This window comes from Catenovulum sp. SX2 (genome assembly GCF_052056295.1).
GTDB lineage: Bacteria > Pseudomonadota > Gammaproteobacteria > Enterobacterales > Alteromonadaceae > Catenovulum.
In genome coordinates, this window is record NZ_CP182493.1 from 1,461,926 (window position 1) to 1,474,595 (window position 12,670).

Annotated in this window: 14 protein-coding genes and 5 tRNA genes; 4 read left to right on the top strand and 15 right to left on the bottom strand. The window is 40.4% G+C overall.

The window, feature by feature from the left end; all coding sequences use genetic code 11:
- The 9 genes from rplK to ACMZOO_RS06225 form a co-directional block, all read right to left on the bottom strand.
- Positions 1 to 429 carry a 50S ribosomal protein L11 gene (gene rplK / locus ACMZOO_RS06185; protein WP_016954289.1) on the bottom strand — a complete coding sequence of 143 codons (429 nt, stop codon included), beginning with the start codon at positions 427 to 429 and terminating at the stop codon, positions 1 to 3.
- Between the two features lie 101 nt (positions 430 to 530).
- A complete protein-coding gene (gene nusG / locus ACMZOO_RS06190) occupies positions 531 to 1,073 on the bottom strand; it encodes a transcription termination/antitermination protein NusG (protein ID WP_016954288.1) in 543 nt (180 codons plus the stop codon).
- Between the two features lie 3 nt (positions 1,074 to 1,076).
- Positions 1,077 to 1,457: a preprotein translocase subunit SecE gene (gene secE, locus ACMZOO_RS06195; protein ID WP_016954287.1), complete on the bottom strand. Its 381-nt coding sequence runs from the start codon at positions 1,455 to 1,457 to the stop codon at positions 1,077 to 1,079.
- A gap of 63 nt (positions 1,458 to 1,520) precedes the next feature.
- Positions 1,521 to 1,597 (bottom strand) — tRNA-Trp (locus ACMZOO_RS06200).
- 63 nt (positions 1,598 to 1,660) lie between these two features.
- A complete protein-coding gene (gene tuf / locus ACMZOO_RS06205) occupies positions 1,661 to 2,845 on the bottom strand; it encodes an elongation factor Tu (RefSeq protein ID WP_440905840.1) in 1,185 nt (394 codons plus the stop codon).
- Positions 2,846 to 2,919: 74 nt separating this feature from the next.
- Positions 2,920 to 2,995 (bottom strand) — tRNA-Thr (locus ACMZOO_RS06210).
- A gap of 6 nt (positions 2,996 to 3,001) precedes the next feature.
- A tRNA-Gly gene (locus ACMZOO_RS06215) sits at positions 3,002 to 3,076 on the bottom strand.
- Positions 3,077 to 3,108: 32 nt separating this feature from the next.
- Positions 3,109 to 3,193, bottom strand: a tRNA-Tyr gene (locus ACMZOO_RS06220).
- 17 nt (positions 3,194 to 3,210) lie between these two features.
- Positions 3,211 to 3,286 (bottom strand) — tRNA-Thr (locus ACMZOO_RS06225).
- Between the two features lie 278 nt (positions 3,287 to 3,564).
- Here ACMZOO_RS06225 and ACMZOO_RS06230 point away from each other — a divergent pair.
- Entirely contained in the window at positions 3,565 to 5,220 is a 1,656-nt protein-coding gene (locus tag ACMZOO_RS06230; RefSeq protein WP_440905847.1) for a methyl-accepting chemotaxis protein, read from the top strand.
- Between the two features lie 41 nt (positions 5,221 to 5,261).
- Here ACMZOO_RS06230 and ACMZOO_RS06235 read toward each other — a convergent pair whose 3' ends face one another.
- Genes ACMZOO_RS06235 through ACMZOO_RS06255 form a run of 5 tightly spaced genes read right to left on the bottom strand, consistent with a single transcriptional unit; the run spans position 5,262 to position 9,736 of the window.
- Entirely contained in the window at positions 5,262 to 5,990 is a 729-nt protein-coding gene (locus ACMZOO_RS06235; protein ID WP_440905848.1) for a type III pantothenate kinase, read from the bottom strand.
- Positions 5,987 to 6,946, bottom strand: coding sequence for a biotin--[acetyl-CoA-carboxylase] ligase (locus ACMZOO_RS06240; protein ID WP_440905849.1), 960 nt, complete (start codon positions 6,944 to 6,946; stop codon positions 5,987 to 5,989). Before ACMZOO_RS06240 ends, ACMZOO_RS06235 begins: the two co-directional genes overlap by 4 nt.
- Positions 6,946 to 8,013, bottom strand: coding sequence for a UDP-N-acetylmuramate dehydrogenase (murB, locus tag ACMZOO_RS06245; protein WP_440905850.1), 1,068 nt, complete (start codon positions 8,011 to 8,013; stop codon positions 6,946 to 6,948). Before murB ends, ACMZOO_RS06240 begins: the two co-directional genes overlap by 1 nt.
- Entirely contained in the window at positions 8,006 to 9,304 is a 1,299-nt protein-coding gene (locus ACMZOO_RS06250) for a CRISPR-associated protein Csx16 (RefSeq protein WP_440905851.1), read from the bottom strand. Before ACMZOO_RS06250 ends, murB begins: the two co-directional genes overlap by 8 nt.
- Positions 9,305 to 9,736 carry a DUF3859 domain-containing protein gene (locus tag ACMZOO_RS06255; protein ID WP_440905852.1) on the bottom strand — a complete coding sequence of 144 codons (432 nt, stop codon included), beginning with the start codon at positions 9,734 to 9,736 and terminating at the stop codon, positions 9,305 to 9,307. It abuts the gene before it with no gap.
- Between the two features lie 205 nt (positions 9,737 to 9,941).
- Here ACMZOO_RS06255 and ACMZOO_RS06260 point away from each other — a divergent pair, with 205 nt between their 5' ends.
- Positions 9,942 to 10,130, top strand: a complete 189-nt coding sequence (locus ACMZOO_RS06260; protein WP_016954144.1) for a hypothetical protein — start codon at positions 9,942 to 9,944, stop codon at positions 10,128 to 10,130.
- An 88-nt stretch (positions 10,131 to 10,218) separates the two neighbouring features.
- Here ACMZOO_RS06260 and ACMZOO_RS06265 read toward each other — a convergent pair whose 3' ends face one another.
- Complete coding sequence (locus ACMZOO_RS06265) at positions 10,219 to 10,854, bottom strand: hypothetical protein (RefSeq protein ID WP_440905853.1); 636 nt, start codon at positions 10,852 to 10,854, stop codon at positions 10,219 to 10,221.
- 495 nt (positions 10,855 to 11,349) lie between these two features.
- Between ACMZOO_RS06265 and dusB the strand changes: the two genes are divergently transcribed.
- Complete coding sequence (gene dusB / locus ACMZOO_RS06270) at positions 11,350 to 12,330, top strand: tRNA dihydrouridine synthase DusB (protein ID WP_440906287.1); 981 nt, start codon at positions 11,350 to 11,352, stop codon at positions 12,328 to 12,330.
- A gap of 1 nt (position 12,331) precedes the next feature.
- Positions 12,332 to 12,625 carry a DNA-binding transcriptional regulator Fis gene (gene fis, locus ACMZOO_RS06275; protein ID WP_016954141.1) on the top strand — a complete coding sequence of 98 codons (294 nt, stop codon included), beginning with the start codon at positions 12,332 to 12,334 and terminating at the stop codon, positions 12,623 to 12,625.
- The last annotated feature ends 45 nt before the right edge of the window (positions 12,626 to 12,670 follow it).

Genomic DNA, 12,670 nt, shown 5'->3' on the forward strand with positions numbered 1-12,670 from the left:
TTAGCCCTCCACCACTAAGCCCATGCTGCGCGCAGAGCCAGCAATTGTATTTACAGCTGCGTCTAAGTCAGCAGCAGTTAAGTCAGGCTCTTTAGCTTTTGCGATTTCTTCTAATTGAGCACGGGTAACTTTACCAACTTTGTCAACGTGCGGCTTAGCAGAACCACTCTTGATGCCTGCAGCTTTTTTCAATAAGAAAGAAGCAGGTGGAGTTTTAGTTTCGAACGTAAAAGAACGATCGTTATAAACTGTAATAACAACAGGAACTGGAGAGCCTTTTTCTAAGCTTTCTGTTTTTGCGTTAAACGCTTTACAGAATTCCATGATGTTTACACCTTGTGCACCCAAAGCTGGGCCCACTGGTGGACTCGGGTTAGCCATACCAGCTGCAACTTGCAACTTAACTAGGGCTTGTACTTTTTTAGCCATTTTAATTACCTCAATAGTAGGGTCAAACGCCTTGTAAATGCGAGGACATTTACTTCACGGCTTCCCAATCAAAAATCAGGGCGCGGATTATAGGTTAATCCTTAGCCTTTTTCAACCTGTGAGAATTCTAGTTCAACTGGTGTTGAACGACCGAATATCAATACAGAAACTTTTAAGCGGCTCTTTTCGTAATCCACTTCTTCAACAACACCGTTGAAGTCGGCGAATGGGCCTTCAGTAACACGAACAACTTCACCCGGCTCGAACAATGTTTTCGGACGCGGCTTGTCGTGTGACTCTTGTAATCTATTTAAAATTGCTTGCGCTTCTTTATCAGAAATAGGTGCAGGGCGATCACTTGTACCACCAATGAAACCTAATACACGCGGGGTATTTTTAACTAAATGCCATGACTCATCGTTCATGATCATTTGTACTAATACATAACCTGGGAAGAATTTGCGCTCACTTTTACGCTTTTGGCCAGCACGCATTTCGACAACTTCTTCAGTTGGCACTAATATTTCGCCAAAGAACTCTTCCATTTGGTTTAATGCAATATGCTCTTTTAAAGTTGTTGCAACACGGCCTTCATATCCAGAAAAGGCTTGAACTACATACCAACGTAATTTAGGTTCTGCCATAGTTTATAACCCCAATCCAGTTAAAAATGATACAGCACGTACCATAATGCCATCTAAGCCCCACAAGATAAGTGCCATGATGACAGTTGCAACTAATACAATTGCAGTTGTACGCCATGCTTCATCACGTGTTGGCCAAATCACTTTACGAACTTCAGTGCGTGACTCTTTTGCAAAATCAATTGCATCACGACCTTTGCCCGTTTGTGCGGCAATTAAACCAGCTACCACTACAGCACCAACTACAGCAATAGCACGCCACAACACTGAAACTTGTTCAGTGTATAAATAGTTACCGACAACAGCGGCACTTAGGATTGCAAAAGTTAAGATCCACTTAACAGGGTCTAAACGAGATCCTTGATTTTCTGCTTCAACGCTCATACGTAAAAACCTTTTCCGGGTTTACAGACAAAAACGCCCCGCATAGCGAGGTACTAAAAATATTGGCAGGGGCGGAGGGACTCGAACCCCCAACCATCGGTTTTGGAGACCGCTGTTCTACCAATTGGAACTACACCCCTAAACAATTTTTTCAAAACACAAAAGCCCCTTAGCGGGGCTTTTGGTCAAAACTATCAATTATCTTAAGCGATAATTTTAGCTACAACGCCAGCACCAACGGTACGACCACCTTCACGGATTGCGAAGCGTAAACCTTCGTCCATCGCGATTGGTGAAATCAATTCTACTACCATTTGGATGTTGTCGCCTGGCATTACCATTTCTACGCCTTCTGGTAACTCTACTGCACCAGTTACGTCAGTTGTACGGAAGTAGAACTGTGGACGGTAACCTTTGAAGAATGGAGTATGACGACCACCTTCTTCTTTTGACAATACGTATACTTCAGACTCAAACTTAGTGTGAGGCGTGATTGAACCTGGCTTACATAATACTTGACCACGCTCTACGTCGTCACGCTTAGTACCACGTAATAATGCACCAATGTTCTCACCTGCACGACCTTCGTCTAACAATTTACGGAACATTTCTACACCAGTACAGGTAGTTTTTTGCGTATCACGGATACCTACGATTTCAATCTCGTCACCAACATTGATGATACCTGACTCAACACGACCTGTTACTACTGTACCACGACCTGAGATTGAGAATACGTCTTCTACTGGCATCAAGAATGGCTTGTCGATGTCACGCTCTGGCTCTGGGATGTATGAATCTAAAGCTTCGCCTAATTCAACAATTTTCGCTTCCCAATCAGCTTCACCTTGTAATGCTTTTAATGCAGAACCTTGGATTAATGGTAAGTCGTCACCTGGGAAATCGTATTCTGAAAGTAATTCACGTACTTCCATTTCTACTAATTCTAATAACTCTTCGTCATCTACCATGTCACATTTGTTCATGAATACGATGATGTAAGGTACACCTACCTGACGTGATAACAAGATGTGCTCACGTGTTTGTGGCATTGGACCATCTGCAGCACTTACTACTAAGATTGCGCCGTCCATCTGTGCAGCACCTGTGATCATGTTTTTAACATAATCCGCGTGTCCAGGACAGTCTACGTGTGCGTAGTGACGAGTTGGTGTGTCATATTCAACGTGTGAAGTATTGATTGTAATACCACGCTCACGCTCTTCTGGTGCATTGTCGATTGACGCGAAGTCTTTTGCTTCACCACCGTGTACTTTAGCTAATACTGTTGTAATAGCTGCAGTTAGAGTTGTTTTACCATGGTCAACGTGTCCGATTGTACCTACGTTAACATGCGGTTTAGTACGTTCAAATTTTGCTTTAGCCACTTTCCAGACCTCAACTTAGTTCTGACTCTGTCAGATAAATTTAATTGATGCCACGGTCGGAGGCTAAAATCAGATGGTGCTGATACCCAGATTTGAACTGGGGACCTCACCCTTACCAAGGGTGCGCTCTACCAACTGAGCTATATCAGCAAAACTTGGAGCGGGCAGCGGGAATCGAACCCGCATCATCAGCTTGGAAGGCTGAGGTAATAGCCATTATACGATGCCCGCGCTCTGAGCTTTAGACCTCAAACTGTGATTCGTGGTGGAGGGGGCTGGATTCGAACCAGCGAAGGCAGAGCCGTCAGATTTACAGTCTGATCCCTTTGGCCACTCGGGAACCCCTCCGAATTCTATATTTTTGATGGTGCCGGCTGCCGGAATCGAACTGGCGACCTACTGATTACAAGTCAGTTGCTCTACCAACTGAGCTAAGCCGGCCCTGTCAAAAGTGGAGCGCAGTTTATTGAAACCAGCTGGGCGTTGCAAGCCCTTTTTTAAGAAATAATCTATTTTTTTAGTTATTCGTGCATAATTCCATCAATTATGCAGATTTAGCGTAAATTTCAACCAGATGTTCAACTGAATGCCAGTAATTAACAGGCATTCAATGGCTTACTATTTTTATAAACGCCTTTACCAAACTTTTCCTAGCCATTGACTTTTACATTTTAAATACGTCATATTAACATCAATAATAATCATAAACGAGCAACTGCATGAATTTGCCACTATTACGTACTTTTAGCATCCCCATCCGCTTATGGATACTTTTGCTGCTCTTTACCGCCAGTTTTGCACTTATTCTGAGTTTAAGTTTCAATCAACTAAACCAAGCCCTCACCCAATCTAAAGCAAACAATACGCGTATGTTAGTTGAAACTGCATACTCAATTGTCGATAAACATTACCTAAGTTATAAAAGAGGCTTAGTAACAGAGAGCCAAGCAAAACAAGCAGCCATCGAAGCCATCAAAGTACTGAGATACGATGACGGCAATTATTTTTGGATAAACGATATGCATCCAAATATGATAATGCATCCAACTAAACCTAGTCTAGATGGCAAAGACATCTCAAATACACAAGATCCAAACGGCAAACGATTATTCAGCGAAATGGTTAAAGTAGTTGAACAAAAAGGCGAAGGGCTTGTGCCTTATATGTGGCCTTTTCCAGGGAGCAATGAGCCGGTTGATAAAATTTCGTATGTTAAAGGATTTACTCCTTGGGGCTGGGTTATTGGCTCAGGCGTTTATTTACAAGATATTGAAGCCGCTTATTTAACCGCTGTTTCCGAGCAAATTGGCCTGTGCTTGATCATAATCATTATTGTTGGTGTAGTCGCAGGGTTAATTATTCGCTCTATCACACTACCGCTCGACCAAGTTGTTAAAGCACTGAAAGACATTGCCAGCGGCAATAAAGATTTAACTAAACGCCTACCAGTACAGGGCAAAGATGAAGTCACCCAATTGGCTTATGAATTTAATCAATTTGCTCAACAAATAGAAGGCATACTTAATCAAGTAAATAGTGCAACCACTCAGCTCAACCAATCCACCGAATTATTAACTGCAACCATGGCGCAAAATGAGCAGAGCATTTCAGTACAACAAGCGCAGTCGAACAGCGTGTTAGAGTCTGTCACTAACCTAACCCAATCTGTTGAAAAAATATCAGACCGCGCAAGCGACGCCATTACCTCAGCTAGCGATACACAAAAAACCGCCAAGCAGGGGCAAAGCTTAGTTATTCAAGCAAAAGACTCAGTTACCACAACCGCAACTAAAGTACGCACCGCAAATGAAGTAATTGCAGACTTGGCCACAAATAGCCAAAAAATTTCAAGTGTATTGGATGTGATTCGTGGAATTGCCGAACAAACCAATTTACTTGCATTAAATGCTGCGATTGAAGCAGCTCGTGCCGGTGAACAAGGCCGCGGTTTTGCCGTGGTTGCCGACGAAGTTCGCGCATTGGCGGCCAAAACACAACTTTCGACCGAAGAAATTCGCAGTATGATAGATGCACTGCAATCTGGTAGTGCTTTGGCGGTAGAAGCAATTAATGGCGGCGAACAAAGCACCTTGATCACAGTGGAAAAAGCCGATACAGCCACACACTCATTGCAACAAATTGTGACTGCCATTAATGGTATTACAGAATTGAACTCGGATATTTCCTCTGAAGTACAAGCTCAATACGCGATATCGGAAGAAGTCACAGAAGCAATTAAACAAATTACTGAATCCATTAGCGACTCATACCAATCGATTCAATCAACTGCGCAATCTTGCCAAGAATTAACCGATATGAGCAAACGCTTAGCTGCGCTTGTCCAACAATTTACCCTTAGTCACAGTCCAAGTTAGTTTTATACCCAAGCCACTTGAAGATGCATGTTTCAGAGCTATCAAGTAGCTTGGGTATGTATAAAACGCTTTAAACCGTGAAAAACTAAATAAGGTTCAACAATTATATTTGCAGGGTTGCTTGCGAGTAACTCAGCATAAATCTTAGCATCCCCGCCAGTGACAAAAACATTCAGTTCAGTAGCTTGGCAATTAAGTTGGCCGCACAGCTGATTGATTAGCTTTTCAATTAAGGCTAATTGACTGGCATACAGAGCGTTATACACACAAGTTTCCGTTGAATTACCAAGCTGTGTATTCACTTCAGTAATCATATCTAATTTAATTTTACCTGTGCGCCCAGCCAGCGCCTGCGCACTAAAAGTACTACTAGGCAAAATCCAACCGCCTAAATGCTGAGCTGACTTATCAACAACATCTATCGTGATAGCTGTACCTGCATCAATCACAATACAAGCACCAGTAGACAAATTCAGTGCACCTAACATAGCTAACCAGCGATCAACCCCTAAACGACTGTAATCTTTATAAGCATTGGTCAGTTCAAAAGCTTGGCTTTGCGTAGCGACTTGAGTTATAGAACAACTAAACTCTGTCGCTAAAACTTGAATAATTGATTGCTCGGGCGCTTTTACACTGGCGAAGATAATCTTGTTAATACTGCTTTTGTCGATATCGGTCAGTTCTACTTTTTGCAAACTATTGCCTGCATCGCTTGCAATAACAAACTTCGCAGCCGTATTACCTTCGTCAACTAATAGTATGCTCATGCTGGCCTCAAGGATACTTCACCGCCAGTAATGGCTTTGATACTGTCGGGCTGTTGCAACAATAGATTCCCGCGTTCGTCTACACCTATATTCGTGCCTTGCTCTACTCGCTCGCCGCTGACGATATTGACCGGTTGGTTTAAATAGACATCAAAATGTGGCCATAATTTGGCAAATGGCGCAAAACCTTGTTGGCAAAATAGCTCAACTTGCTGATTAATTTCGGTAACTAAATCAATTAATACTTGGGTGCGTGGCCAATTGTTGCCTGAGTGCAGCGCTAAACTATTCCAAGCTTGATCGATATTTTGCGCACTTTCTACCATATTAACGTTTAAGCCAACACCTATTACTACTGAATAAGGCGGCTCAAAGTTACCTTCTAGCTCAATTAAAATGCCACCGAGCTTTTTGCCTGATAAATACACATCATTCGGCCATTTTAGCTGAGGATTTAATTGATGAGCTTGTAAAGCTTTAGCCACAGCAATACCAACCACTAAACTCAAACCAGATAACTCAGCCATAGGTAAATTAATTTGTATACCCAAACTAAAATACAGGTTTTGCGCAAACGGTGAAATCCACTCGCGGCCGCGTCGCCCTCGGCCTTGTGTTTGTTTATCAGTTGCCGACAATACTATTGTTTCAGCTGCTAATTTTTTTTGTTTAAATAGCTGTTTAACTTCTTCATTGGTAGAGTTAGTTTCACGCGACAACAAATAATGAAAGTTTGCTGGTAACCCAGCTTGCAACTGCTGGAAATTAAGTGGTTGCATATGCGCTGGTAATAAATAGCCGCGTCCTGGCACTGAATGAATATCTATACCTGAGTCGCGAATTTGCCCGATCCAATTTGAGATAGTTGCACGGCTGACATCAAATTGCGCGGCTAAATCTTCACCTGAGTGGTAATTATTGTCACATAGCACCTCTAATAACGACATATGTTGCATTAGTTGCTTTCCACCAATCCTGTTAAATATTCCACAGCGTCTACTTCAGCAAACTCATGAATAAAGCGCACCTCAGGTTGCAGCTTAATTTGATAATATGCCTCAACTTTTTCGCATACTCTTTTTGCCAGCTCAGCGATATCTGAACCTTTTGCCTGTGCACAATTTACCAGCACTAAAGCTTGTAGTTCATGCACCTTTGCACCTTTGTGCTCTAAACCTTTTAAATCCGCTTTATCTATTAAAAAACCTGCGGCCAATTTAACTAAATTGTCCGAATAGCGGTAGATTGGCATATTGGCGCAATGGACATTTTGTTGTTGTAGCTGCTGTGCATGGTGTTTTTCAACAATAGGATTTTTAAAAAAGCTACCAGCGTTGGGTAAAACTTTCGGATCAGGTAATTTGCTTTGGCGAATGCGGCAAACTTCGTCAAACACTGAAACCGCACAAGGCAATGTTCCATGAATTTGTTGATAGGTCGCTGCAAACTGCTTAAGTGGACCATATTCAGTCACTACTTGGACGTTTTTAGCAAATTTAAGCCAGACGGTTTCGATAATAAAACGGCTCTTGCCTTGATAAGTTTGATGTTTAAAGACTGAATCGCGATATGCAAACCGGCACTCTTCGGCTGTCAGTTTGACTCTTTGTTCTAATTGAATGTCATAAGCTTCGACCGCAACAACAAACTGGGATATCTCAACCCCATAAGCACCAATATTTTGCACAGGTGCAGCGCCTACAGTGCCTGGAATTAATGCGAGATTTTCTGCGCCTTGAATACCCTGCTCAAGTAATTGAACTAGAGTTTGATGCCAATTAAGGCCGCCACCTAGTTCAACTATATAAGCATCTTGAGTTTGACTTACAACAAACTGGTTATTGGATACTTGGATCAGCTGGCCATGAAAAAATTCTTGTAACAACAGAATATTTGAACCTTCGCCAACCACCAGATACGACTGATTTTTATCAAATTGATTTTGCTGCTCTGGCCATGCAATAGAGCTATCAGCAATACATTTAAGCGCAAAAGTATTCGGAATTAGTTTTTGCTTATTCATGAAAACTCTTCTGCTGCTTAAATTCCATGCGATAAACCAATACATCGTTTAAATTATTGGTGTCTACATAATGGAACTGCATTTTATTATGTAAAGTTGCTAATGCAGCACCAACACTATTTACTGACTTACCGCCAGTGATATCAATTAACATATCTTCTTCTGCTAATTTGTATTGATGCTGCCATTTACGCGCAGTTTTTAAATATGCATTGTAATATGCTTCAATATCATTGGGTGGAATCGGTATTGGGTATGGCTCAAACTTAATTTGGCTAAACTCAGGGTATAACTGCAACACCTTCAAGGCATTTTTTATTTGAGGATAAGTACCTGGGGCAACTCGTTCAACCAAACCTTCGCGGTTTTTAATACTGCAGTCTTGTGTGCCTAACAATACTGCATGGCTTAATTTACTATTGATATGATTCGCTTGGCTGCGCAATATACGTAAAATCAATTCCCACTGAATTTTTAGTGGTTCAAGATTAATTAAGTCTTGGTCTAAATCGCCGGTTAACTCAACTTCAGTTGCTTTGGTAGAAGTGTTTTGGTCAATTTGCTTTTGTTTAATAAAAAACCACTTGTTATCTCTTTGCTCAAAGCGATAACCGGTCGACAAAGTTAAAACTATTGCCGCATAAGCTCTATCTGGGTCTTGCCTTTTAACATCACGCAATGGCACCCAATTGGCCGCTTGGTGGCGTAAACCAATGGATGCGGTGAAAAAGATAATCAAACCAGCAAACATTTCGATTAACCAATAAATGGTAAAGTACTGTTCAAACCAAGCTTTGTCTTTGCCAAACCAATAAACAAGATGATTTTTAAATAGCTCAACACCAGTGACTGCATCAGCAAATATGCCAATACCTGTAGCTGTCATCAAAGCATAAAAAGCTAAACGTAAATCAGCGATGCGGTAATGACGAAGTTTGTCTAACTGCCTATTTAAACCTGCAGCTAATTTTTTGACAAAAGCTTGATAAATACTTGTTAGTACACCTTTTTGCTGTGGGCGAATATCAAAACTGGTGATTTTAGGCTGGGCAGTTAAAAATTGCTCGTAGGTACCGTTTAATAAAGAATTTGGCTGACAGCTCAGACTAAAATACTGCGCCCCTTTCTCGACAACTTGAGCGGCTTCTTCTATCGTTAAAATGCCATAAACCTGATCTCCAGCGTCAACTAAGCTTAAATCAAGTTGCTCGTAAAAAGCTTCGATATTTTCAACGTTTTTGTACAACCATTTACGCGCACCTGCGTATGGCACAATAGCGATTTTTTTCATTTAGAATCCGCGCTTTTTCCAAAAGCCAATTTCGCCATCTAATTCTGGCAAATTAACATCAAAAGTTTTACTGGCAATTTCATTACCATCAATTTCGATAGTCATGCGCCATTCACCAACTTTGTCTTCTATTGGCAACCAAATTGTGTCCCCCAAATAAAAGTCCCAATTATTGTTGCGAATATATTCTTCGCCATCAAAAGGTGGCATCACATTGCCTTTTTTATCTGGGATATCAGGGTGGTAAATACAGTAGCGAATTTTTTGCCCTTTGGCTTTTTTAATATTAATAACAAAACCAAATTCGATATCTACTTTAGCTGGCACTTGGGTAGTGAATTTTTGTACCTTAGGCAACTTTTTATCATCTTTGTCCCATTGGTCATAAATTCCAAAACTTTTTATTTCTACCTGAGCTTTCGCTTTTGCCATATCAAACAACCACAGTGTTAAATCAAACGGTTAATGATCACGCCTTTAAGGTGAAAATTCAACATTTGCAGTTAATTTGATCTAAATCAGCTGAATTTTGGAGAAAAACTTGTCATTTACGTCTTTGCTTAATTACAATATAGCCAGTTTTTTGAATTGATAATTTTCAATCGTTCGATTGAACACAAGTTAAGTTGGAATTGAGATGGAAAATTTACTAAGTGCGTTAGAAGTAAATGCTATGTTATTAGCACTTGCCATGTTTATCACTTTTGTGGTTTTAGGTGCAATTGAACGCAAAGAAGACCGCGACCAATTAGTTATGGCACGCATTGAATATGCATTTTTTGGCATCAGCAGCTTGGTTGCCTTTTTGGTATTCTGGTTAATTTAAACCTCAGCCAAAAAATTTAGTTTGAAAACAACAACGCCCAGCAATGCTGGGCGTTTTTGTTGGTATTAATCAAGCTAATACAGCAATACTAACTAACAGTTCTTAATGGGTACGGTAACAAAGCGTATTTAATTTGTTTTTCAGCAACCATTTTATTTAATGCATCTTTAACCATGTTAGAGAAGACTGCTTCAAATCCTTTTTGTGGTGTATTTCCCATCATAGGAATAAACCAAATTCCAATCCAAGTCGTCATTTCATCATTATTTTCCAAAGTAGTTAACGACTGCTTATTTTGGAATACTTCTGCCTGTAACGTATATTTATCTGTTGCTGCGGCAGGAATAACGCCAAATGTAAAACCAGATAAGAAGCCCATGACTGCAGCTGCACCTTGATCACCGTGATTATATAAGTGCAATTTAATAACATAATCAGCATCAGCTTGTGCAAATGAATCATAACTTACATCGGCAAACAACTGGGCGTCATCTATTACTTTAGAAGTTATACGTTGCAATTCTGGTTGAGCTTGTGCGATTTCTATCGCATTTTCAGTACCAGGTTTGCCAGAAAATAACTTTAGATCAATTACTACTTTCGGTTTTTGCTTGTAACTGCTTACATCTGGTAATGATTCAACTTTCGCTAGCTTTTCGCCAGGAAAAGAAGCACAGCCAGATATGACTAGCGCGGTAATTATTATTATTAACCTTGTTAACATTTTTATGTCCTATTTGAAGTCAAAATTTATTATTGTTGTCTTCCGATGAAACATCGAAAGCAATTTTCTGTCCAGTTCAAGATCTACATTAGAAGCCTTGATAATTGGACACGCGATATAATAAACGATAAAAAACAAATAAAACATCAAATAAACACATCATTATTACAAAAAATACTTTTTTATAACCAACAAGTTATTTGCTCTCTAGCACTTGCCACAAATGAACCCGGCTAACTTAAATATATTAGCTAGACGTTAGACTTGTAAATTAGAGAGTCATTCAGGTTTAGATCCGGTTGCGTAATCAAATTGCTGCATTTTATTTACAAACTTAGATCAACCATGGCAGTTTTTTTAAGGATAAATGTGCTGCGATATCTTGACATTTAAAAATTTTAAATTGTTTAAAAAATAAGCTTTCCAAGGCGATAAAAAATCCGTACACTAGCCGCCCTTTTTCAGGTGGTCGTGTTTTAACCAAGTTAGTTTATGTTGAAAATTGGTCCTTACACTATAGATAACCCAGTATTTTTAGCGCCAATGGCTGGGGTGACGGATCAACCATTTCGCCATATATGCCAAGCCATGGGGGCTGGACTAACAACAGGTGAGATGCAGTCAAGCAACCCAGAAGTCTGGGATACTGACAAGTCAAAATCACGCATGGATTTAACCAACGAACGTGGAATACGTTCTGTGCAAATAGCAGGTTGTGAACCTGAATTATTAGCACAAGCTGCGCAGTTTAATGTCGAAAATGGCGCGCAAATTATCGACATTAACATGGGCTGCCCAGCTAAAAAGGTGAACAAAAAACTAGCAGGCTCTGCATTATTGCAAGATCCAGAATTAGTCCAGCGCATATTGCGCACTGTGGTTAATTCGGTGGATGTACCTGTTACGTTAAAAATTAGAACCGGTTGGTCGCCTGAAAATAGAAATGGAATTGAAATTGCTAAAATTGCTGAAGGTGAAGGCATTCAAGCGTTGGCTATTCATGGCCGTACACGCGAATGTTTATTTAAAGGCGAAGCTGAATACGCCACCATAGCGGCAATAAAACAAAACGTTAGTATTCCTATTATTGCTAATGGTGACATCACCACAGCAGCAAAGGCACTAACAGTAAAAGATTTTACCGGCGCCGATGCCATTATGGTTGGCCGCGGTGCTCAGGGCAATCCTTGGTTAATTCAAGAAATTGTCCATTTATTAAGATATGGCAAGACGCCAGCAGGTCCACAACTAGCTGAAATTGCAGACACTGTGATTCAGCATGTTAAAGACATTCATATTTTTTACGGTGACCAGAAAGGATATCGCCTCGCCCGCAAACATGTGAGCTGGTACTTAAATCATATCCCAGATAGTAAAAGCTATCGCCGTGCATTTAATGCTATCGAAGGTGCTACTGGGCAAATTGACAGCCTAGTTGAATTTTTTGACAAACTTTTAAAAGAGAAGAGTAGTTAATATGTTCGAACAAAATGTTTCTCCTGAATTAGTGACTGGTACAGTAACCGCAACTCAAGAACAAACTCAAAAGCCATTACGCGCATCTGTTAAGCAAGCTGTGACCAACTACTTGTCTCAACTTAACGGACAAGATATCGACAACTTTTACGATATCGTTTTATCTGAGGTTGAAGCGCCTTTATTAGAAGAAGTTATGTTGTACACACGTGGCAACCAAACACGTGCTGCAAACATGTTAGGTATCAACCGTGGTACTTTACGTAAAAAATTAAAAAAATACGGCATGAACTAAGCCATATTTTTGTTGAATGAAAAAGCACCTAAGGGTGCTTTTTCC